Source organism: Pseudomonas sp. PDM22 (genome assembly GCF_014851965.1).
In the GTDB taxonomy this organism is placed as follows: Bacteria; Pseudomonadota; Gammaproteobacteria; order Pseudomonadales; family Pseudomonadaceae; genus Pseudomonas.
Genome location: NZ_JACVAR010000002.1, coordinates 209,032 through 230,324 on the forward strand (window position 1 = coordinate 209,032; position 21,293 = coordinate 230,324).

22 protein-coding genes and 1 riboswitch are annotated in these 21,293 nt (G+C 64.5%); of the genes, 15 read left to right on the forward strand and 7 right to left on the reverse strand.

The genetic code is table 11. From position 1 onward, the window contains the following. The first annotated feature begins 58 nt into the window (after positions 1-58). The 3 genes from argJ to IB255_RS06660 all read left to right on the forward strand — a co-directional run bounded on the left by argJ (position 59) and on the right by IB255_RS06660 (position 3,109). Positions 59-1,276: a bifunctional glutamate N-acetyltransferase/amino-acid acetyltransferase ArgJ gene (argJ, locus tag IB255_RS06650; RefSeq protein WP_081517499.1), complete on the forward strand. Its 1,218-nt coding sequence runs from the start codon at positions 59-61 to the stop codon at positions 1,274-1,276. 181 nt (positions 1,277-1,457) lie between these two features. Next, positions 1,458-2,087 (forward strand): glutathione S-transferase family protein, encoded by a 630-nt coding sequence (locus IB255_RS06655; RefSeq protein WP_081517500.1) that lies wholly within the window; start codon positions 1,458-1,460, stop codon positions 2,085-2,087. 71 nt (positions 2,088-2,158) lie between these two features. Beyond that, the gene (locus IB255_RS06660) at positions 2,159-3,109 is read left to right on the forward strand and encodes a Nudix family hydrolase (RefSeq protein ID WP_081517501.1); all 951 of its coding nucleotides are present in this window, start codon (positions 2,159-2,161) and stop codon (positions 3,107-3,109) included. A 212-nt stretch (positions 3,110-3,321) separates the two neighbouring features. Here IB255_RS06660 and IB255_RS06665 read toward each other — a convergent pair whose 3' ends face one another. The 4 genes from IB255_RS06665 to IB255_RS06680 are packed head-to-tail and all read right to left on the reverse strand — an operon-like array spanning position 3,322 to position 7,925. Beyond that, positions 3,322-3,894: a cob(I)yrinic acid a,c-diamide adenosyltransferase gene (locus tag IB255_RS06665; RefSeq protein ID WP_081517502.1), complete on the reverse strand. Its 573-nt coding sequence runs from the start codon at positions 3,892-3,894 to the stop codon at positions 3,322-3,324. Positions 3,895-3,897: 3 nt separating this feature from the next. Next, positions 3,898-5,949: a sensor histidine kinase gene (locus IB255_RS06670; protein WP_081517503.1), complete on the reverse strand. Its 2,052-nt coding sequence runs from the start codon at positions 5,947-5,949 to the stop codon at positions 3,898-3,900. Positions 5,950-6,009: 60 nt separating this feature from the next. Beyond that, entirely contained in the window at positions 6,010-6,921 is a 912-nt protein-coding gene (locus tag IB255_RS06675; RefSeq protein WP_081517504.1) for a putative 2-dehydropantoate 2-reductase, read from the reverse strand. Between the two features lie 38 nt (positions 6,922-6,959). After that, entirely contained in the window at positions 6,960-7,925 is a 966-nt protein-coding gene (locus tag IB255_RS06680) for a response regulator (protein WP_081517505.1), read from the reverse strand. A gap of 160 nt (positions 7,926-8,085) precedes the next feature. Here IB255_RS06680 and IB255_RS06685 point away from each other — a divergent pair, with 160 nt between their 5' ends. Both IB255_RS06685 and IB255_RS06690 read left to right on the forward strand, forming a co-directional pair. Continuing rightward, positions 8,086-8,565 (forward strand): YajQ family cyclic di-GMP-binding protein, encoded by a 480-nt coding sequence (locus IB255_RS06685; RefSeq protein WP_045209642.1) that lies wholly within the window; start codon positions 8,086-8,088, stop codon positions 8,563-8,565. Between the two features lie 142 nt (positions 8,566-8,707). After that, positions 8,708-9,553 carry a mechanosensitive ion channel family protein gene (locus IB255_RS06690; RefSeq protein WP_081517506.1) on the forward strand — a complete coding sequence of 282 codons (846 nt, stop codon included), beginning with the start codon at positions 8,708-8,710 and terminating at the stop codon, positions 9,551-9,553. A gap of 71 nt (positions 9,554-9,624) precedes the next feature. Here the strand turns inward: IB255_RS06690 and IB255_RS06695 are convergent, their stop codons facing one another. Both IB255_RS06695 and IB255_RS06700 read right to left on the reverse strand, forming a co-directional pair. Further along, on the reverse strand, positions 9,625-11,433 hold the full coding sequence (locus tag IB255_RS06695; protein ID WP_081517507.1) for an AmpG family muropeptide MFS transporter: 1,809 nt from the start codon (positions 11,431-11,433) through the stop codon (positions 9,625-9,627). Positions 11,434-11,475: 42 nt separating this feature from the next. Beyond that, the gene (locus IB255_RS06700; protein ID WP_081517508.1) at positions 11,476-11,850 is read right to left on the reverse strand and encodes an MGMT family protein; all 375 of its coding nucleotides are present in this window, start codon (positions 11,848-11,850) and stop codon (positions 11,476-11,478) included. A 193-nt stretch (positions 11,851-12,043) separates the two neighbouring features. On the opposite strand from IB255_RS06700, the gene IB255_RS06705 reads away from it, so the two are divergent. Then, positions 12,044-13,045, forward strand: a complete 1,002-nt coding sequence (locus tag IB255_RS06705; RefSeq protein ID WP_081517509.1) for a DUF481 domain-containing protein — start codon at positions 12,044-12,046, stop codon at positions 13,043-13,045. Between the two features lie 83 nt (positions 13,046-13,128). Here IB255_RS06705 and IB255_RS06710 read toward each other — a convergent pair whose 3' ends face one another. Then, positions 13,129-13,887 carry an SDR family oxidoreductase gene (locus tag IB255_RS06710; protein WP_024764082.1) on the reverse strand — a complete coding sequence of 253 codons (759 nt, stop codon included), beginning with the start codon at positions 13,885-13,887 and terminating at the stop codon, positions 13,129-13,131. Positions 13,888-13,994: 107 nt separating this feature from the next. Between IB255_RS06710 and IB255_RS06715 the strand changes: the two genes are divergently transcribed. From IB255_RS06715 to IB255_RS06755, 9 genes are all read left to right on the forward strand, one after another. Further along, positions 13,995-14,732, forward strand: coding sequence for a HugZ family protein (locus tag IB255_RS06715; protein WP_081517510.1), 738 nt, complete (start codon positions 13,995-13,997; stop codon positions 14,730-14,732). An 88-nt stretch (positions 14,733-14,820) separates the two neighbouring features. Continuing rightward, the gene (locus IB255_RS06720; protein ID WP_081517511.1) at positions 14,821-15,288 is read left to right on the forward strand and encodes an FxsA family protein; all 468 of its coding nucleotides are present in this window, start codon (positions 14,821-14,823) and stop codon (positions 15,286-15,288) included. 237 nt (positions 15,289-15,525) lie between these two features. Further along, complete coding sequence (locus IB255_RS06725; protein WP_009617968.1) at positions 15,526-15,819, forward strand: co-chaperone GroES; 294 nt, start codon at positions 15,526-15,528, stop codon at positions 15,817-15,819. Positions 15,820-15,867: 48 nt separating this feature from the next. After that, on the forward strand, positions 15,868-17,508 hold the full coding sequence (gene groL, locus IB255_RS06730) for a chaperonin GroEL (protein WP_045209649.1): 1,641 nt from the start codon (positions 15,868-15,870) through the stop codon (positions 17,506-17,508). 73 nt (positions 17,509-17,581) lie between these two features. Beyond that, a riboswitch (Fluoride riboswitch) is annotated at positions 17,582-17,644 on the forward strand. 64 nt (positions 17,645-17,708) lie between these two features. Beyond that, the gene (gene crcB / locus IB255_RS06735; protein ID WP_081517512.1) at positions 17,709-18,092 is read left to right on the forward strand and encodes a fluoride efflux transporter CrcB; all 384 of its coding nucleotides are present in this window, start codon (positions 17,709-17,711) and stop codon (positions 18,090-18,092) included. Positions 18,093-18,137: 45 nt separating this feature from the next. Then, positions 18,138-18,458, forward strand: coding sequence for a DUF190 domain-containing protein (locus IB255_RS06740; protein WP_081517513.1), 321 nt, complete (start codon positions 18,138-18,140; stop codon positions 18,456-18,458). A gap of 130 nt (positions 18,459-18,588) precedes the next feature. Beyond that, complete coding sequence (locus IB255_RS06745) at positions 18,589-19,272, forward strand: response regulator transcription factor (protein WP_081517514.1); 684 nt, start codon at positions 18,589-18,591, stop codon at positions 19,270-19,272. Beyond that, a complete protein-coding gene (locus tag IB255_RS06750; RefSeq protein ID WP_081517515.1) occupies positions 19,262-20,536 on the forward strand; it encodes a sensor histidine kinase in 1,275 nt (424 codons plus the stop codon). Before IB255_RS06745 ends, IB255_RS06750 begins: the two co-directional genes overlap by 11 nt. A gap of 82 nt (positions 20,537-20,618) precedes the next feature. Continuing rightward, positions 20,619-21,290, forward strand: coding sequence for a class I SAM-dependent methyltransferase (locus IB255_RS06755; protein WP_081517516.1), 672 nt, complete (start codon positions 20,619-20,621; stop codon positions 21,288-21,290). Positions 21,291-21,293 lie beyond the last annotated feature (3 nt).

The following is a 21,293-nucleotide window of genomic DNA, read 5'->3' on the forward strand; positions in this document are numbered from 1 at the left end:
TTCGTTTTACCGGTTTGATTCACTGACTTGATTCACTGACTTGATAGGAGCGCGCCACATGGCTGTTGGTCTCGGCCCCATGTCCACCCTGCACCCGGTCCCCGGTTTCGAACTCGGCATCGCCTCTGCCGGCATCAAACGACCCGGCCGCAAGGACATCGTGGTGATGCGTTGCGCCGAAGGCTCCACCGTGGCCGGTGTGTTCACTACCAACGCCTTCTGCGCCGCTCCGGTGATCCTGGCGCGCAAGCGCTTCCTGGGGCCGGTGCGCTACCTCCTGACCAACACTGGCAACGCCAACGCCGGCACCGGTGAACCGGGCCTGGTCAACGCCACCCGCACCTGCGCCAAGCTGGCCGAGCTTGCCGGCGTGCCGGAAAACGCCGTGCTGCCGTACTCGACCGGCGTGATCGGCGAGCCGCTGCCGGTCGAGAAGATCGAAGCCGCGCTGCCTGCCGCGCTGGCCAACCTGTCTGTGGATAACTGGGCCGACGCCGCTGCCGGCATCATGACCACCGACACCCTGCCCAAGGGCGCCAGCCGCCAGTTCCAGCACGACGGCGTGACCATCACGGTTACCGGCATCAGCAAGGGCGCCGGCATGATCAAGCCGAACATGGCCACCATGCTCGGTTACATCGCCACCGACGCGAAGGTTGCCCAGGGCGTGCTGCAGGACCTGCTGCGCGACGCGTCGAACAAGTCCTTCAACCGCATCACCATCGATGGCGATACCTCCACCAACGACTGCTGCATGCTGATCGCCACCGGCCAGGCCGCGCTGCCGGAAATCACCGCCGCCAGCGGCGCGCTGTTCGCCGCGCTGAAGCAGGCCGTGCTGGAAGTTTCCATGGAACTGGCCCAGGCCATCGTCCGTGACGGCGAAGGTGCCACCAAGTTCGTCACCGTGCAGGTGAACGGCGGCGCGACTCACCAGGAGTGCCTGGACGTCGGCTACGCCGTGTCCCACTCGCCGCTGATCAAGACCGCGCTGTTCGCTTCCGACCCGAACTGGGGCCGTATCCTCGCGGCCGTCGGCCGTGCCGGCGTGCCTGACCTGGACGTGAGCCTGATCGACGTGTTCCTCGATGACGTGGCCATCGCCAGCCGCGGCTGCCGCGCCACCAGCTACACCGAGGACCAGGGCGCCAAAGTCATGGCCCAGGAAGAGATCACCATCCGCATCGATCTCGGCCGCGGCACCTGCAGCGAGACCATCTGGACCACTGACCTGTCCCACGAGTACGTGAAGATCAACGCGGAATACCGCACCTGACGGTAACCATAGGCTACAAGCTTCAGGCGGCAGGCAAGAGCGCGCCTGAAGCCTGCTGCTTGTAGCCTTCAGCCGCTTCTCTCGCATTCCCGATTTTCATCGATAGATGAAAATCGGGAATTTGTTTTCATGGCTGCCGCGCTCTAAGGTCTTCTGACTGACCCTCAAGAGCATCGCATCCATGTCCCTCACCCTGATCATCGGCAGCAAGAACCTCTCCTCCTGGTCCCTGCGCGGCTGGCTGGCCATGCAGCTCACCGGCGCCGAGTTCGAGGAAATCCTCATTCCCCTCGGTGGGCAGGACATCTCGCGGCGCATCCGCGAGCACTCGCCCAGCGGCAAGGTGCCGGCGCTCAAGTGCGAGCACGGGCTGATCTGGGATTCCCTGTCGATCGCCGAATACCTCGCCGAACGCTTCCCCGAAGCCCACCTCTGGCCCCGTGGCGAAGCGGCCCGCGCACTGGCACGCTCGGTCTGCGCCGAGATGCACAGCGGCTTCATGGCGCTGCGTTCGCACATGCCCATGGACATCCAGCGCAACCAGCCGCTGACCAACGTGCCCGACGCGGTGGAGGCGGATATCGCCCGTGTCGTCGAGCTCTGGGCGTTGTGCCGCCAGCAGTTCGGCCAGGACGGTCCGTTCCTGTTCGGCCACGCCAGCATTGCCGACGCCTTCTACGCTCCCATTGCCACGCGCCTGCGCAGCTACTGCGTGACCCTGCCCATCGAGGCGCAGAACTACGTCGATGCGATCTATGCCTGGCCGGCCTTCCGTCCCTGGCTGGACGCGGCGATGGTCGAACGCGCCTGAACCCGGCCGCCAATGACGGTAGAATGCCCGTCTGCGCGGGCCCTGCCTGAATCGGATTGAGGAGTAGCACTGTGAAACGAGTACATGTCGCCGCCGCCGTGATTCGCGGACTCGATGGCCGGGTGCTGATCGCCCGCCGTCCGGACGACAAGCACCAGGGCGGTCTCTGGGAGTTTCCCGGTGGCAAGGTGGAAGAGGGCGAAGCGGTGCAGGTCGCCCTGGCCCGCGAGCTGAAAGAGGAACTCGGCATTGACGTCGAGCAGGCCCGCCCGCTGATCCGTGTGCAGCACGACTACAGCGACAAGCATGTGCTGCTGGATGTCTGGGAAGTCTCCGCTTTCTCCGGTGCGCCCCATGGTGCCGAGGGCCAGCCGCTGGCCTGGGTCGCCCCGCGCGACCTGCCGGACTACGAGTTCCCGGCGGCCAATGAGCCCATCGTGCAGGCCGCGCGCCTGCCGGATCGCTACCTGATCACCCCCGATGGCCTGGAAATCCCGCAGCTGGTGCAGGGCGTGCGTGCCGCTGTTGCCAACGGCATCCGCCTGATCCAGCTGCGCGCGCCGAACATGTACAGCCCCGAGTACCGCGACCTCGCCGTCGACGTGCAAGGCCTGTGCGCCGGCAAGGCGCAGCTGATGCTCAAGGGCCCGCTGGAGTGGCTGGGAGATTTTCCGGCGGCCGGCTGGCACCTGACCTCCGAGCAATTGCGCAAGTACGCACCCAACGGCCGACCGTTCCCCCGCGAGCGCCTGCTGGCGGCGTCCTGCCACAGCGCCGAAGAGCTGGAGCTGGCGGTGCGCATGGGTGTGGACTTCGTCACCTTGTCGCCGGTGCAGCCCACCGAGAGCCATCCGGGCGAGCCGGCGCTGGGCTGGGAGGCAGCGGCAGAACTGATCGATGGCTTCAACCAGCCGGTGTTCCTGCTCGGTGGTGTCGGCCCGCAGGATCTCGAGCGGGCGTGGCAGACCGGTGCGCAGGGCGTGGCGGGGATTCGCGCGTTCTGGCCGAAGGCGGAAGGCTGATAGGCACTTTGCGTGGGGCGGCGAGGGGTATCGCTTCGCTCCACGCCATCCTACGAAACTGATTCCGGACTGTCGGGCAACTTCGGTGCTCCCTGTAGGAGCGGGCCATGCCCGCGATCGCGCGCATGGCGCGCTCCTACAGATGAGCGCTGTGCGTTGGTCATACCCGGTAGGTGCGGAATCCGCCGCGATGGATTTCGCTGACAGGTCGATCAGGCCGGTTTTTCAGCCGCCTGCCAGAGAATCTCTTCCACGCCCTGGCGGCGGGCGATGAAGCGCGCGGCGACGAACAGGAGGTCGGACAGGCGGTTCAGGTAGCGCAGGCCCGCGCCTTCCAACGGTTCCTCGGCATTCAGCTGTTGGCAGCGGCGCTCGGCGTTGCGCGCCTGGGCGCGGCACAGGTGGGCGAGAGCGACCAGGCGCGAGCCGCCGGGCAGGATGAAGTTCTTCAGTGGCCCGAGTTCCTCGTTCCAGCGATCGATCACCTGCTCCAGGCGCTCCACTTCGGCATCGTTCAGAGCGCGGTACTCCGGCATCGCCAGCTCTCCGCCCAGGTCGAACAGGCGATGCTGGATCGGCGCCAATACACCAATCACCTCTTCGAGCGCACTGCTACGCGCTTCGTGCAGCCCGGCCAGCAGCAGGCCAAGGTGGCTGTTCAGCTCATCCACTGCGCCCATGGCTTCCACCCGCGGATGGTGCTTGGGCACGCGGCGGCCGTCGGCCAGGCCGGTTTCGCCGGCGTCGCCGGTACGGGTGTAGATCTTCGACAGGCGATTGCCCATGACTCAATGCTCCTTGTCGCCCTGCGCCAATAGCGGCAGCGGCGGGGAAATCTCGGCGGCCAGCGGCAGACGGATGGTGAAACAGGTGCCCACGCCCAGTTCGGACTGCACTTCCATCTGCCCCTTGTGGTTGTTGGTGACGATGAAGTACGAGACCGACAGGCCCAGCCCTGTGCCCTGGCCGACTTCCTTGGTGGTGAAGAAGGGCTCGAAGATGCGCTTGCGCACGTTCTCCGGCATGCCGCAGCCGTTGTCCTCCACATGGATTTCCGCCCACGGTGGATTGAGCCGGGTACGCAGGGTGATGCGGCCGTATTCGCCTTCCTCTTCGTCGTCGCGCAGGTGGATGGCCTGGGCGCCGTTCTTCAGCAGGTTGAGCAGGACCTGTTCGATTTCGTTGGCGATCACCGGCACCGGGCCCAGGCGTGGGTCGTACTCGTGGACGATCTCCAGCGACTTGAAGTCGAATCCGCCGGTGAGGTCGAAGTCGTTGCCGGCGATCTCCACCGCCTGTTCCAGCAACGCCGGCAGCTCGCAGGCGGCCATCTGGCGGTGGCTGCGGCGGCTGAAGGAAAGCATGTGGGTGACGATCTTCGCTGCGCGGGAGCCGGCGTACTGGATGCCATCCATCAGCTTGGGGATCTCCCGCGCCTCCAGGTAGTGGTTGAGGTCGTCCAGACGCACGCCTACTTCGCCGGCCACTTCGAGGTTCTTCGGCAGCTCCTGCGACAGGCGCCGGCGGATGTTCTGCACGTTGTGCAGAATGGCGCCCAGCGGGTTGTTGATCTCGTGGGCCATGCCGGCGGCGAGGCCGCCGACGGAGAGCATCTTTTCCGACTGCACCATCATCTCTTCCATCCCCAGGCGGTCGGTGATGTCGTCGATGCGGATCACCGCGCCACGGCCGGTGCCGCCCATCAGTGGGTAGAAGGTCAGGGCGTAGTGGCGCGGAGCGTCGGTAAGGGCCCAGGTGACGCGTTCGACGCGCTCGACCTTGTGCTGCTCGGCGGCGCGGGTGAGCTGCGGCAGGAAGGGCTTGAGCGACGGGAAGGCGAGGAACACCGGCTGGTTCACCGCGTCGTCCAGGCTGGTGCCGGAGAGCTGGCTGGCTTCCTGGTTCCACTGGGTGACGTAGAGCTGCTCGTCCACCGCGATCAGCGCCGAAGGCATGGAGTCGATGATGCTGTTGAGGTAGTGCTGGAAGCCGGTGAGCTTCTTCTCGATCTTGCTGCGCACCTGGACTTCCAGCTCCAGCTTGCGGTTCGAGCGGCGGGTTTCCTCGGCCAGCGACTGGGCCTGCTCCACGGCTTCCTGGGCGTCGTCACGGGCGCGCTTGAGCTGCTGCTCGCGGGCCTCGATGCGGGTCAGCATGGTGTTGAAGGCGTCAGCCAGGCGGCCGATCTCGTCGGCGTTGCCGCGCTCGGCGCGCAGGGCGTAGTTTTCCTCGCGGGTGACCTGGCGCGAGAGCTCTTCCAGGCTGCGGATCGGCCGGGTGATCAGGCGGCGGATCTGCTGTGCGATGAGCAGCCAGAGCAGCACCGAGACCGCGAGGATCACCAGGCTGGCGGTCAGTGTGCCGGTGTAGAAGGCGCCGGGCAGCTCGCTGCTGGCCACCAGCAGCAGGTAGCCGCTGTTGCGGCCGGCCTGGGGGAGCTCGAACAGCGCATTGAGACGGTATTCGTGCTGGCGCCAGCGCTCCAGGTGGTCCAGGCGCTCGGGCAGGGCCACCGGGCCGTTGCTCGGCGTCTGCGCGATGCGCTCGCCATTGCTGTCGTAGAGCGCGGCGGCGCGCAGCGGCTGGTAGTCGTCCAACTGACGTAGCAGCACCTGGGCCTGGGTCGGCGAGGACAGTGCCGGTTCGCTGAGCGCCGGGTTGGCGATCAGCCGGCCGATGGTCTGCAGGGCCTGCGGCGCCACGCTGTCCTGGGAGATCCAGTAGGCCGCGCTGATGAAGGCAAGGTTGGCCACCAGCATCACGGTCGCCAGCAGCACCAGCAGGGCGGCGAGGATTTTCTGGCCGACCGGCAGGTCTTCCAGGCGCTGGCGCAGGTTCATGGGTGAAGGCATGGGCGCGTCAAAGAGAAGAACAGGGGAGGCGGGCAGGGTAGCCCGCCATCAGTTGTCGGGCAATCCGCGGGCCACCAGGCAGGCCCGCAGGCGCTCGTGCAGGGCGCGCAGTTGTGGCAGTGCCAGGTGCTGGCGGTCGCCCTCGCGGCAGGCGTGGCCGAGCAGGTAGGCGATCTCGCTGCGCCGGCCCTTGGCGACGTCCTGGTACATGGACGAGAAGTTCGCTGCGGTGGCGGCAATCACCCGCTCCACGTCGCCCTGCAGCTCCCGTGCGGCGGCGGAGTAGCCAGCGGCATGGAGCAATTGGCCCAGCTCGTCGCAGAGCCCGGCGACTTCGCCGGGATGGCTGGCCAGCTCGCCGTTGCGGCACTGATGCAGCACGGTGAGCGGGTTGATCGCGCAGTTCAGCGCGAGCTTGCGCCACAGGCGTTCGAGAATGTCGTCGCTCCACTGCGCGGGGATCTGGGCGCGGCGCAGGTCGGCCAGCCATTCCGGCTCGAGGCCGCCCTGTTCATCGCCCAGCCAGGTCTGTCCCTGACCCGCGAATACCACGCGGAAGTCGGATTCGCGGAAGGCGCCTTCGGTGCTGGATGCATACAGGCAGCGGGCGCGCGGCAGGTGGGCGCTGACCGCCTGCTGGCTGCCCAGGCCGTTCTGCAGCAGGATCAGCTCGGCGCCCGGGGCCAGGCGCGCGGCCACGCTGGCGGCGGCGGATTCGGCGTCGTAGGCCTTGCAGGCCAGCAACAGGCGCTGGATCGGCGCGCCCTGGGCGGCAGTTTCCGCCGGAATGGGGTAGAGGCTCTCGCGGCCGTCTTCCACCAGGGTGACACCGCCGAGGGCGCGGTAGGCATTGAGGCGCTGGCGGTCACGCAGCAGCAGGCGCACCGGCAAGCCGGCGCGGGACAGGCGGGCGGCCCACAGGCAACCGAGGCTGCCGGCGCCGAGGATGGTCCAGGTCATGGGAGGAACTTCGCGGTTTCGGGGGCTTACCGCGAAGTTTAGCGCAGGCCGGTCAGGCGGCTGGCGTTGATTCGCCCGCTGGCGAAGGCATCGGGCAGCAGCGCGCGGCCTTGCTGCATCAGGTGCTCGACCTCCAGGGGCAGCGCCTTGGCGTCCAGGCCCACCAGGCTGATGCCGGCCTTGAGGGTGATGAAGCCTTCGCTGGTCTTGAACGCCTTGAGGTTCAGGCCTTCGTGCAGGCGGCGGAAGCTGCTCGGCGAGCACTCCTGCAGGTCTTCGAGCAGGGTGATCAGGGCGAAGTGCTGGTCATCGATGCGCGCCAGGACATCCAGCGGCCGCACCAGTTGCTGCAGGCGCCGGGCGACGCCATGGAGCAGCTCGTTCTGGAACGGCTGGCCGTGCTTCTGCCCCAGTTCGGCCAGCTCCGGCAGGCCGATCAGCATGTAGCACACCGCGCCGCCGCGGGATTCCACCTGGCGGATACTGTCGGCCAGCTTCTGCTTCAGGTAGCGCTGGTTGCCCAGGCCGGTGGCGCTGTCCACCAGGTTGCGCTCTTCCAGGCTGGTGATGTTCTGGGTGAGCAGGCGGTTTTCCATCAGCAGGCGCTGCAGGGTGTTGCTCAGGCGGTCGGCGGCCAGTACGCGGGGCACCAGTTGCTCGTTCATCGCCGACTTGCTGACGAAGTCATCGACGCCGCGGTCGAAGGCTTCGGCCAGGGCGTTGTCGCCCTCCTTGCCGGTGAGCAGGATGATGTAGGTGTAGTGATCGCCACTCTCGTCGAGCTGGCGTACCCGCGCGGTCAGCTCCAGGCCGTCCATCTCGGGCATCAGCCAGTCGGCGAGCAGTACGCTCACCGGCTCCTTTTCCAGCAGGTCGAGCGCTTCGCTGGCGCTGCTGGCGAAGCGCACGTTCTGGTAGCCGGCCTGACTCAGCGCGCGGCCGATCATGGCGCTGGAGAACTTGGCGTCGTCGACCACCAGAATGCTGAGATGGTTGGTTGGCATGGAAAGGAATGTCTCGCAAACGAGTGGGAAATGCCGGCTCATAGTGTCAGAGGCCGGGCGCGGTCTTGTCTGTCAGTTATAATGACCGCGCATTTTTATCGTCAAGCCAGGCTCGATGCTGACTGTGAACCGCATCGCGCCGTCCATCTGGAGAGATGTCATGCCTTCGTTCGACGTGGTGTCCGAACTGGACAAACACGAACTGACCAACGCCTTGGATAACGCCACCAAGGAACTGGACCGCCGTTTCGACCTGAAGGGCAAGTGCAGCTTCGAGGCCAAGGAAAAGTCCATCACCCTGACCGCCGAGGCGGATTTCATGCTCGAGCAGATGCTCGACATTCTTCGCTCCAGCCTGGTCAAACGCAAGATTGACGCACAGTGCATGGAGATCAAGGATTCCTTCGCCTCCGGCAAGGTGGTCAAGCAGGAAGTCGACTTCCGCGAGGGCATCGACAAGGACCTGGCGAAGAAGATCGTCGCCCTGATCAAGGACAAGAAGCTCAAGGTGCAGGCCGCCATCCAGGGCGAGCAGGTACGTGTCACCGGCAAGAAGCGCGACGACCTGCAGGAAGCCATCGCGCTGCTGCGCGGCGAATCCCTCGGCATGCCGCTGCAGTTCAACAACTTCCGCGACTGATGCGCACTCTCGACGAAAAGCTGCGGAACCTCACCGCCCGCCTGACGTCGCAGTAAGAGAGTCGCTCGGCGAACTCCCGACCGCCATGGCTTGCCATGGCGGTTTTGTTTTTGGAATGGCAATAGACAAGGGGCCTGCATCCATGGATATGAATTACGAGCAGATCATGAACAGCGCGGAGGCCTGGACGCCGGTCGTCCTGGCCTACCTGGGCAATGCCACGCTGGCGCTGCTGACCCTGCTGATCGGTTGGTGGGTGATCAACCTGTTTACCCGTCGCGTGGGTGGAGTGCTGTCCACCAAGCATGTGGACAAGACGCTGCAGGGCTTCATCGGCAGCATGGTGAACATCATCCTGAAGATCCTGCTGATGGTCAGTGTGGCGTCGATGATCGGCATCCAGACCACCAGCTTCGTCGCCGCCATCGGTGCCGCCGGCCTGGCCATCGGCCTGGCACTGCAGGGCAGCCTGTCGAACTTCGCCGGTGGGGTGCTGATCCTGCTGTTCCGCCCGTTCAAGATCGGCGACTGGATCGAGGCCCAGGGCGTGTCCGGCACCGTGGACAACATCATGATCTTCCACACTGTGCTGCGCACCGGTGACAACCGCACCGTGATCGTGCCCAACGGCGCGCTGTCCAACGGCATCATCACCAACACCTCGACCCAGACCACCCGCCAGGTGACCTTCGACGTGAAGCTGGCCTTCGACGCCGACCTGGATGGCGCCCGATCCATCCTCAAGGAGCTGGCGGACGATCCGCGCGTGCTCAAGTCGCCGGCGCCGGTGGTGGTGGTCGCGGGCCTGGGCGAGAACTCGGTGACCCTGTCGCTGCGCCTGTGGACTGCCAACTCCGACTACTGGGGCGTCACCTTCATGCTCAATGAGCAGGTCCGCCTGCGTTTGCGCGACGCCGGTATCGACCTGGCGCCGAACAAGGTGGTGCGCGTGGTCAAGGGTGAAGAGGATTCCGTCCTGGCGGACTGATCCTGCCTGCAGGAACGAAAAAGGCCGGCAATTGCCGGCCTTTTTCATGGGCGCTGATCCAATGACCAGAATCAGTGATGCTCGGCGCTGGGGTGTTGCGCTGGCGCCTCCGTGGCTTCCCCGGCCGCGCCGTTGGTGATGTCGTTCTTGCGGTGCAGCCACAGCCAGCCGATCAGCAGCAGTGTAGGCACGCCGAGCAGGGCGGTGAAGAAGAAGAAGCGCTCGTAGCCCATGCCCTCGACCATCGCCCCGGAATAGCCGCCGATGAAGCGCGGCAGCAGCAGCATGGTGGAGCTGAGCATGGCGTACTGGGTCGCGGAGAACTTCAGGTTGGTCAGGCTCGACAGGTAGGCGACGAAGGCCGAGGTGGCAAGGCCGCCGCTGAAGTTGTCGAGCATGATGGTCACCACCAGCATGGTGACGTGGGGTTCCAGCACCTTGAGCAGGGCGAAGACGTTCTGCCCCATCAGGTGCGGGTCGTCGATTGCGCCCATCTGCGCCAGCATGGCGAACAGCAGGTTGGTCCCGGCAGAGGCCGCTCCGCCGATGAAGAGGATCGGCAGGATGCTGAAACGGGCGATCAGCACACCGCCGGCTGCAGCACCCACGAGGGTCATGACCACGCCGAACAGCTTGCTGACGGTGGCGATGGTGTCCTTGGAGAAGCCCATGTCGATGTAGAACACGCTGGCCATGGTGCCCATGACGGTGTCGGACATGCGATAGGTGGAGATCAGCCCGAGCAGCAGCAGCGCCTGCCAGCGGTAGCGGCGGACGAACTCGGTAATGGGCGTGAGCACCGGCGCCATCAGCAGGCGGCCGGGAGCGGAAATGCAGCTCAGGGCGATCAGCAGGTACAGGATGGCGAGCCACCACTTGCCGGCTTCGGCCATGTTGATGAAAGCGGTGCCGGTGACCAGCAGGATGATCAGGACGATCACCGAAACGGCCTGGTGGACGAAGTCGAACTGCGGCAGGCCGCGCCCGTGTACGGCCAGCAGCAGCGGGCGGCGCACTTTCGACAGCAGCTCGCGGACCGGGCGGATCTGCCGGCGGCCGTGGGGCGTCATGCAGATGCCGATGAAGATTCCGTACAGCGCGGCTCGCGGCCAGGCCTGGGCGGTCAGTGCGGTAAGCATGGCCGGCACGGAGATCAGCAGCACCAGCAGGGTCAGCACCGAGAGCAGTTGATGATTGAACGCGAAGGCCGAGCTGCCCGCCTGCGGCTGCACGTTCACCGGCGGCTCTTTCATCAACAGCGTGGTGATCAGGCCCGGCAGGATCGCCAGCGAACACACCGCGTAGGTCAGGGCCCAGGCGGCCTGGCTGTAGTGCAGTGCGCTGGAGCCGGCCCACTCGGCGAGGAACAGCACGCCGGCGGTGGCGAACAGCACGGCGACCCGGTAGCCGGTCATGTAGCAGGCGGCCAATGCGGCCTGGCGGGTGTTCTCGGCGATTTCCAGGCGGTAGGCGTCGATGGCGATGTCCTGGGTGGCCGAGGCGAAGGCCACCACCATCGCCAGGGCGATCAGCCAGTTCAGGTGCGACTGCGGGTTGCACAGGGCCATGCCGAGCAGGCCAATGGCGATCAGCCCCTGGGAAAACACCAGCCAGGAGCGGCGGCGGCCCAGGCGGCCGATGAAGGGCAGGCGCCACTGGTCGAGCATGGGCGACCACACCCACTTGAAGGCGTACACCAGCCCGATCCAGCTGGCGAATCCGATGGTTTCCCGAGCGACACCCGCTTCACGCAACCACACCGAGAGAGTGGAGAGCACCAGCATGTAGGGCAGGCCGGCGGCGAAACCCAGCAGCAAAAGCGCGAGGCTGGCGGGAGACTTGTAGGCAATCCATGCCTCGCGCCAGGAGTGCTCTTTCATGGGGGGTGTTTTCCAGCAGTACGAAAAATTACGCGAACTCTACTAGGACTGCTCGCCGGTAGGCCAGCCGTGCCGACGTATGTCCACCCGATCGTTATGGATTCTGACACCCTCCGCACGCAATCGTGCGCGCTGCTCGTTACCTGAAACGGTCCCAATGGGTAGGCTGATACGCCCCCCTGCGGCGATCACCCGATGCCAGGGCAGGCGCGTGCCTTCGGGCAGTTGGCTGAGGATTCGTCCTACAAGTCGCGCGGAACGGCCCAGGCCGGCGAGGCGGGCGACATCGCCATAGGTGATGACGCAGCCTTCGGGCACCTGGGCGATGACGAGGAAAATCGCTTCGCGCCGTACCTGCAGGCTTTCCAGTCCGAGATCAGTCACCGGTGCGCTGGCGGGGGGCTTGGGCTTGGGCATCGAATGCACCGCAATAGAGGGGCTGACGCTCAGGATATAGGCTGCGGCAGCCCTGACAAGTCGGCTCGTTTGTCAGACCCTTCTGTCAGTCATTGTGAACTCCCTGCAACTGGGTCTGTCAGTCGTTGCTCTAGTGTCGGGTATCTGGATAATGCCCGGCTTTTTGCCCATTCAATCCAGTTGAATCCGACTCATGTTCCCCAGAACCCTGCTTACCGTCGCACTCGCATCCTGTTCCCTGTCCGCTCTCGCCGACACCGTCTGGTTGAAGAATGGTGACCGTCTCACCGGCACCATCAAACTCTATGACGGCGGCAAGCTGCTGCTGGCGACCGACTATGGCGGAGAGATCGCCCTGAAGTGGGACAAGATCAAGACGCTGGAAACCGACCAGAACCTGCTGGTGAAGTACGACGAGGAAACCGGCGAGCACTCCAAGGGCCTGAAGGCGTCGGACCAGGGCAAGGTCACGCTGGTCAACGGCGAGGCGCGCACGGTGGAACTGGCGAAGATCGAGCAGATGATGCCGCCCAAGCCGATCCTCGAAGACTGGGTCTGGACCGGCAACGTCGACTTCTCCCTGGACCACAAGCAGGCGGAGAACGATGTCGAGGATTACGACATCGACTTCAAGACCAACGCCCGCCACGGCCGCTGGCGCCACAATCTGCAGGGCGAGTACAACCGCGAGAAGAAGGACGATCAGGTCAGTACCAACAACTATTCCGCGCAATACGCGCTGGACCGTTTCCTCGACGAGCACTGGTTCTGGCAGGGCCAGGCGCAGTACAAGCGCGACTGGATCGAGGATCTGCAGAAGAAACGCACCGTCGGTACCGGCCCGGGCTACCAGTTCTGGGACAACGAGCTGGGGGCGTTCTCCCTGGCGACCCTGGTCAACCGCAACGACTACGAATTCGTCGACGACGAGAAATCCCACTTCTACAGCACCAGCCTGAAGTGGGACTACAACCGTTACCTGCTGGCCAAGCAGTTCGAGGTGTTCACCAACGGCGAAGTCAGCAAGCCGCTGGAGTCCAACGTGGAGTACGAGCTGGAGAGCGAGGCGGGCATCCGCTACAAGCTGACCTCCTGGGCGTCCCTGAGCCTGAAGGCCGAATGGGACAAGCTCAGCGGCAACGACGGCGACGTCAACGAGCGTCGCTACACCCTGGGCCTGGGCGTCGGCTGGTAACGCTTCGCTTCGACTGGCTCCGCTCTACGAGAACGGCAATAAAAAGCCCCGCACCTGGCGGGGCTTTTTCATGGGCGGGCGGATTACAGGCGCAGACCGCCGTCCAGTTCCAGCACGCGGCCGGTGTAGTAGTCGTTCTCGAGGATGTAGGCCACCGAGTGGGCGATTTCCAGCGGCTTGCCCAGGCGCTTGAGCGGAATGCCGGAGGTCATCTTCTCCAGGGCCTCGGGCTTCATGCTGGCGACCATGTCGGTCTCGATGAAGCCGGGAGCCACGCCCGCCACGCGGATGCCATAGCGCGCCAGTTCCTTCGCCCACACCACGGTGTCGGCAGCGACGCCGGCCTTGGCTGCGGAGTAGTTGGCCTGGCCCATGTTGCCGGCGCGGGAAATGGAGGAAATGTTGACGATCGCGCCTTCGTTCTTCAGTTCGATCATCTTCGCCGCCACTTCGCGGGTGCAGAGGAACACGCCGGTCAGGTTGACGTCGATCACCGCCTGCCACTGGGCCAGGCTCATCTTGCTCAGCTCGCCGTCCTTGACCTTGATGGTCAGGCCGTCGCGCAGGATGCCGGCGTTGTTGACCAGGCCGTTGATGGCGCCGAAGTCGCTGGCGACCTGGGCCACCATGTGGGTAACCTGTTCTTCATTGGCGACGTTGCACAGATAGGCGCGGGCGTCACCGCCGGCGGCCTTGCAGGCAGCCACGGCTTCGTCCAGTTTTTCGGCATTGAGGTCAACCAGCGCGACGCGCGCGCCCTTGCCGGAGAGGTACTCGCCCATGGCGCGGCCCAGGCCCTGGCAGCCACCGGTGATGATGATGACCTTGTCTTTCAATTGCATCGGAACAACCCCACGAACAGTTTCTGGTGAAAGGCCCCGCCGGCAGCTGTGCACAGAGTCAGTCCTGCCCGTCCGTTTGCGACGGATTCTTTGCGAGGAGTCATAAGTTGAGCGTGAAAGCTGCCAAGCATGCCCGAGAACTGCTGCTCAAGGAATACCGCGGCGTCCTCTCCACCCACTCGAAGAAGTGGTCCGGATTCCCCTTCGGCTCCGTGGTGCCGTATTGCCTGGACGAGGCCGGCCGTCCGCTGATCCTGATCAGCCGCATCGCCCAGCACACCCATAACCTGCAGATGGACGGCAAATGCTCGCTGCTCATCGGCGAGCGCGGCGTCGACGACATCCAGGCCGCCGGACGCCTGACCCTGCTGGCCGAGGCGCTGCTGGTCGAGGACGTCGACGCCATCGCTGGCGCGGCCGAACGTTACTACCGCTATTTCCCCGGCTCGCAGGACTACCACATCGTCCACGACTTCGATTTCTGGGTGCTGGAGCCGGTGCAGTGGCGCTACATCGGCGGCTTCGGCGATATCCACTGGCTGGGCGCCAACAGCGTGCCGCTGGCCAACCCCTTCGTCGGCGAGGCGGAGAAGAGCATGGTCGAACACATGAACAGCGACCACGCCAATGCCATCGAGCACTACGTCGAACTGGCCGGGTTGCCCGCCGGGCAGGGCCCGCAGCTGGCGGGAATTGATACAGAAGGTTTCCACCTGCGCATCGGCCAGGGCCTGCACTGGCTGCCGTTCCCGGCGCCCTGCGGCAACGCCGGCGCGGTGCGCCAGGCGCTGGTGCAGTTGGCCAAGGCGGACGTCTGGCCGGGCAACGAAGTGATCCAGGCCTGATCCTTCCCTTGGCTTATCCCTTGAAATCGGAGCGGGGCGTCGCCACCTAGCTTTCTACCCGGGCAATGACCCCGCCAAGGATTCATCGATGCGAGTTCCCCTGTTTCTGATTCTTCTGTTCCCGCTGATCGAGCTGGCCGTGATGATCAAGGTCGGCAGCGTGATCGGCGTGGGCTGGACCCTGCTGCTGATCATCGCCGGCGCCTTCATCGGCGCGGCGGTGCTGCGCGTGGCTGGCGTCGCCACTGCGCTGCGCGCCCGCGAGCGCCTGAATCGCGGCGAACTGCCCGAGCAGGAAATGCTCGAAGGCCTGGTCATCGCCCTGGGCGGTGGCCTGCTGATGCTGCCGGGCTTCATCAGCGACGTTGTCGGCCTGCTTTGCCTGATCCCCTTCACCCGCCGCCTGATGCTTGGCCGCGTGCGCCTGCGCATGCAGGAACAGGCCGAGCGCCGCCGCGCCTTCGCCGACGATCCGGCCGCCCAGCATCGCAGCGGCCCCAGCGTGATCGAAGGCGAATACCAGCGCCGCGAGGAAGACCGCGACCGTCTGCGTTGATCCTCGGGCGGTTTCGCCCGCCCGAGGCACCCGCCGCCTGCAAAAATTTTTTCGTCACACACTTGAAATGCCTTGTAGCGACCTTATGTACCGGTCACCGCAAGGTCCCTGTCAGTACGACAGGCTGCTCTTTTCGCGATTCGCCTGCCGGGTCGCAAACCGGCACCGCCGGATTCAATAAAACCTGCCGGGCATCGATCCGGCCGTTGGAAATCACAGTTTGGGAGAGTTACGACTATGAAGCTTCGTCCTCTGCATGACCGCGTCGTCATCCGTCGCAGCGAGGAAGAGACCAAGACCGCAGGCGGCATCGTGCTGCCGGGTTCCGCCGCCGAGAAGCCGAACCGCGGTGAAGTGGTCGCTGTTGGTGCCGGCCGTGTCCTGGACAACGGCGAAGTTCGCGCTCTGGCCGTGAAGGTCGGTGACAAGGTGGTCTTCGGTCCGTACTCCGGCAGCAACGCCATCAAGGTCGACGGCGAAGAACTGCTGGTGATGGGCGAGTCCGAGATCCTCGCCGTCCTGGAAGACTGATTTCAGTCCGTCCACTCCCCACCGAATTCGATTTAGAGGAAACAGAACATGGCTGCCAAAGAAGTTAAGTTCGGCGATTCCGCTCGCAAGAAAATGCTGGTCGGCGTAAACGTCCTGGCCGACGCTGTGAAAGCGACCCTGGGCCCGAAAGGCCGTAACGTCATCCTGGACAAGAGCTTCGGCGCTCCGACCATCACCAAGGACGGCGTTTCCGTCGCCAAGGAAATCGAACTCAAAGACAAGTTCGAGAACATGGGCGCCCAGCTGGTGAAAGACGTTGCCTCCAAGGCCAACGACGCTGCCGGTGACGGCACCACCACCGCTACCGTTCTGGCCCAGGCCATCGTCAACGAAGGCCTGAAAGCCGTCGCTGCCGGCATGAACCCGATGGACCTGAAGCGCGGTATCGACAAGGCCACCGTGGCCATCGTTGCCCAGCTCAAGGAGCAGGCCAAGCCCTGCGCCGACACCAAGGCCATTGCCCAGGTAGGCACCATCTCCGCCAACTCCGACGACTCCATCGGCAACATCATTGCCGAAGCCATGGACAAGGTCGGTAAAGAAGGCGTGATCACCGTTGAAGAAGGCTCGGGCCTGGAAAACGAACTGTCCGTCGTAGAAGGCATGCAGTTCGACCGCGGCTACCTGTCCCCCTACTTCATCAACAAGCCGGACACCATGGTGGCCGAGCTCGACGGCCCGCTGCTGCTGCTGGTCGACAAGAAGATCTCCAACATCCGTGAAATGCTGCCGGTCCTGGAAGCCGTTGCCAAAGCCGGCCGTCCGCTGCTGATCGTGGCTGAAGACGTCGAAGGCGAAGCCCTGGCTACCCTGGTCGTCAACAACATGCGTGGCATCGTCAAGGTCGCAGCCGTCAAGGCTCCGGGCTTCGGCGACCGCCGCAAGGCCATGCTGCAGGACATCGCCATCCTGACCGGCGGTACCGTCATCTCCGAAGAAGTCGGTCTGAGCCTGGAAGGCGCCACCCTGGAGCACCTGGGTAACGCCAAGCGCGTTGTCCTGAGCAAGGAAAACACCACCATCATCGATGGCGCTGGCGCTCAAGCCGACATCGAAGCTCGCGTCCTGCAGATCCGCAAGCAGGTCGAAGAGACTTCCTCGGACTACGACCGTGAGAAGCTGCAAGAGCGTCTGGCCAAGCTGGCCGGCGGTGTTGCCGTGATCAAGGTTGGCGCTGCCACCGAAGTCGAGATGAAAGAGAAGAAAGCCCGCGTTGAAGACGCCCTGCACGCTACCCGCGCTGCTGTGGAAGAAGGCGTGGTTCCTGGCGGCGGCGTCGCTCTAGTTCGTGCTCTGCAAGCCATCGAAGGCCTGAAGGGCGACAACGAAGACCAGAACGTCGGTATCGCTCTGCTGCGTCGCGCCGTTGAAGCTCCGCTGCGCCAGATCGTTGCCAACTCCGGCGACGAGCCGAGCGTGGTAGTCGACAAGGTCAAGCAGGGTTCGGGCAACTTCGGCTACAACGCTGCTACCGGCGTGTACGGCGACATGATCGAGATGGGTATCCTCGATCCGGCCAAGGTCACCCGTTCGGCTCTGCAAGCTGCTGCTTCCATCGGCGGCCTGATGGTCACCACCGAGGCCATGGTTGCCGAAGTGGCTGACGACAAGGCTGCTCCGGCCATGCCGGACATGGGCGGCATGGGTGGCATGGGCGGCATGATGTAAGCCACCCGGCACCTGCTGTAAGAAAAAGCCCCGCCTAGGCGGGGCTTTTTCATGGGCGTCGGATATGCCAGACTGCGCCGCAGGAGATGGCATTCCTCCTTCAACCGCCCTTGTGGCTGATGATGCCTACGCACAGACCTGGAAAGGCGCGTAGGCGCTCGCCTGCGGCCTGTCCAAAACACCTTCCCCAGGACAGGACCATGTGGAAACCCATTCTCGCCGTCTCCCTCGGAGCCGCCCTCGGCGCACTGCTGCGCTGGGTGCTCGGGCTCAAGCTCAATACCCTCCTGCCATCCATGCCGCCGGGCACGGTGGTCGCCAACCTGGTCGGCGGCTACATCATCGGCGCGGCCATCGCCTTCTTCGCCAACTCACCCGGCCTGGCGCCAGAATGGCGGTTACTGATCATCACCGGCTTCTGCGGTGGCCTCACCACCTTCTCGACCTTCTCCGCCGAAGTCGTCGTGCTGCTGCAGCAAGGCCGCCTGGCCTGGGCGATGGGCACGGTCGCCACGCACCTTGCCGGCTCCCTGCTGATGACCCTGGCCGGACTCTGGTCGGTGCACGCGCTGATGGGCCGCTAGGCCGTCCAGCCAAGAGAGAGGCCGCGAGGCCTTCGGGAGGAAGACATGAACGGCTACCAGTTGAAGTTCTTCACCCAGCAGGACCGCAAGCATGCCGGCCTGCCGCTGGCTCAATGGCTGCTGGAGGAAGCGCGCCGGCAAGGCGTACGCGGCGCCACCCTGATGACGGCGAGCGAAGGCTTCGGCAAGACCGGGCGCATTCACTACGCGCATTTCTTCGAACTGGCCGACCAGCCACAGGAAGTCACCATGGCGGTGAGCGAGGAAGAGTCCGAGCGCATCTTCGAGGTAATCCGCAAGGCGGGTGTGAAGCTGTTCTACGTGAAGACGCCGATCGAGTTTGGCGTGACGGGCGAGGGCGACTGAGTCCGCGCTGAACGGCCCATTCGACCTGCCGCACGGGAAATCGGCAGGCTGAATGTGAAAATTCCGTCAAAGGCGCTTAAGTTCTATTTAAGCTGGTTAGGCTAACGTGCATTGCGTTCGAGGAGAGCATATGCGCATTTTGTTGGTTGAAGACAATCGGGACATCCTGGCCAATATGGCCGACTACCTGGGCCTGAAAGGCTACACGGTGGATTGCGCCCAGGACGGCCTGTCCGGATTGCACCTCGCGGCGACGTCCCATTACGACCTGATCGTGCTGGACGTGATGCTGCCGGGGCTGGATGGTTTCACCCTGTGCCGCCGCCTGCGCGAAGACGCGCGCCGCGACACCCCGGTGATCATGCTTACCGCCCGCGATCAGTTGGACGACCGCCTGCAGGGCTTCCGTTCCGGCGCTGACGATTACCTCCTCAAGCCTTTCGCGCTCTCCGAGCTGGCCGCCCGCATCGAAGCGGTGCTGCGCCGCAGCCAGGGTGGCGGGCGGCGCGAGCTGCAGGTCGCCGACCTGAGCTACAACCTCGACACCCTCGAAGTGAACCGTGCCGGCAAGCCGCTCAAGCTCAACCCCATCGGCCTCAAGTTGCTGGCGGTGCTGATGCAGAAGAGCCCGCACGTGGTGCGCCGCGACGTGCTCGAGGAAGCCGTCTGGGGGGATGACTGCCCTGATAGCGACAGCCTGCGCAGCCACGTTCACCAACTGCGCCAGGTGATCGACAAGCCCTTCGCATCCTCCCTGCTGCACACGGTGCACGGCGTCGGCTACAAGCTGGCGGAGGAAGCGCATGGAGTATAAGCAGAGCCTTTCCCGACGGATTGTCTTTGCCTTCGTACTCATGACCGCCGCCGTTGGCGGCCTGTTTTCGGTGGGAATCGTCGGCGTCGTTCATATTGTCGAAGAGCGCCTGATCTCCCGCGACCTGGGCGGTGAACTGGACCGCATCATCAATGAAGACCTGGAGAACGGCCAGGCTCCGAAACTCGATCCGGGCATGCGCTTCTTCATCAGTGATGGCGCGGGCGTCTATGCCATGCCGCCGGCGCTGCGCCGGTTGGACGAAGGCTTCCACGAAGTCTTCGACGGCGAGTTGTCCTTCCATGCGCTGGCGCGCGACGTCGATGGTCGCCGCTTCGTCCTGCTGCAGGACCAGAGCGACTTCGAGGCGCGCGAGCAGATCCTCTACGCCGCCGTGGTCACCGGTTATGTGCTCAGCCTGGCCCTGTCCGGAGTGCTGGGCTGGCTGCTGGCGCGCAAGGTCATGGAGCCTGTATCGCGCTTGGCGCGCCAGGTCCGCCACCGTGACCAGTTGCTGGAACTGGCGCCGCCCATGTCGCCTGACTACGCCAACGACGAGGTGGGCGAGCTGGCGGCGGCCTTCGATTACGCCATGGGGCGGCTGCATGATGTGCTGACCCGGGAGAAGCTCTTTACCAGCGACGTCAGCCACGAATTGCGCACACCGCTGATGGTGATCGCCACCAGTTGCGAGCTGCTGGCGGAAGAGCCGGGGCTCACCCCGCGGTCGCGCGCTCAGTTGGCGCGCATGAACAGCGCCTGCGAAGAGATGCGCGATCTGGTGCAGACCTTCCTGATGCTGGCGCGGGCCCAGCGCAAGGACATGGCTATCGTGTCCCAGGCCGGATTGCGGACGATCGGCGACGAGTTGGTCGCACAGTGGCGCGGCCCTATCGAAGCGAAGGGGCTGACCCTGGAATACAACGTCAGCCAGGAGATGCCCGGGCAATTCAACGCGCCTTTCCTGCGCTCGGTAATGAGCAATTTATTGCGCAATGCCATGCATTACACGGAAAGCGGCAGCATCCGCTTACAACTTGGACCGAACGGATTCTGGGTCGAAGACACCGGCGCCGGCATCCCGGAAGAACAGCGCGAGCGCGTCTTCCAGCCCTTCGTGCGCGGCCAGAACCCGCGTGGTGAGGGGCTTGGGCTGGGCTTGTCGCTGGTCAAGCGGATCTGCGCTTCCGAAGGCTGGGACGTCACGCTGCGTCCGGCCGAACCCCATGGCTGTCGCTTCGAAGTTCGCCTAGCCGTCGTTTGACAAAAACTTCACAAGTGCATGACCCGGCTGTGACAGGCTGGTTCGTATCGTTCGCCCTGAATTCGGGAAAGGTAAATATCCGATGACTGAAAAACCCGTCGACCTGGAGTTCTCCCAAAAGTACGACCGCCAGCACGCAGAGCGTTACCTGCGCAAGCACCAGGCCGGACTCTCCCGGAAACTTTCCCACTGGCGCGATGTCCAAGTGGCCCGCCAGGCACTCAAGCTGGCGGGGCAGCCGAATCTGGTTCTCGACCTGCCGTGCGGTGCCGGACGCTTCTGGCCGATGCTGGCCGAAAAGGAGAACCGGGTCATCATCGGGGCGGACAATTCCCCGGACATGATCGCCGTGGCCTGCGCCGGTCAACCGAATGAGGTTGTAAAACGCGTCCGACCTTTGCAGACTTCCGCGTTTGCCATTGATCTGCCCGACAATGCCGTCGATAGCATCTTCTCGATGCGCCTGATGCACCATATCGGCGAATCTGACGATCGTTTGACGATGTTGCGCGAATTTCACCGCGTAACTCGCGATTCGGTGATCCTGTCGATGTGGGTCGATGGCAACTTCAAGTCCTGGAAACGTGCTCGCGCCGAGTCGAATCGCAAGAAACACGCCTACCAGAACCGCTTCGTGATTCCCGCCAAGACCATCGAGGCGGAGTTCCGCCAGGCTGGTTTCAAGGTCCAGGATCACATTGATTTCGTCCCGCTCGTACACATGTGGCGGGTCTACATTCTGCGTAAGGAGTGATGG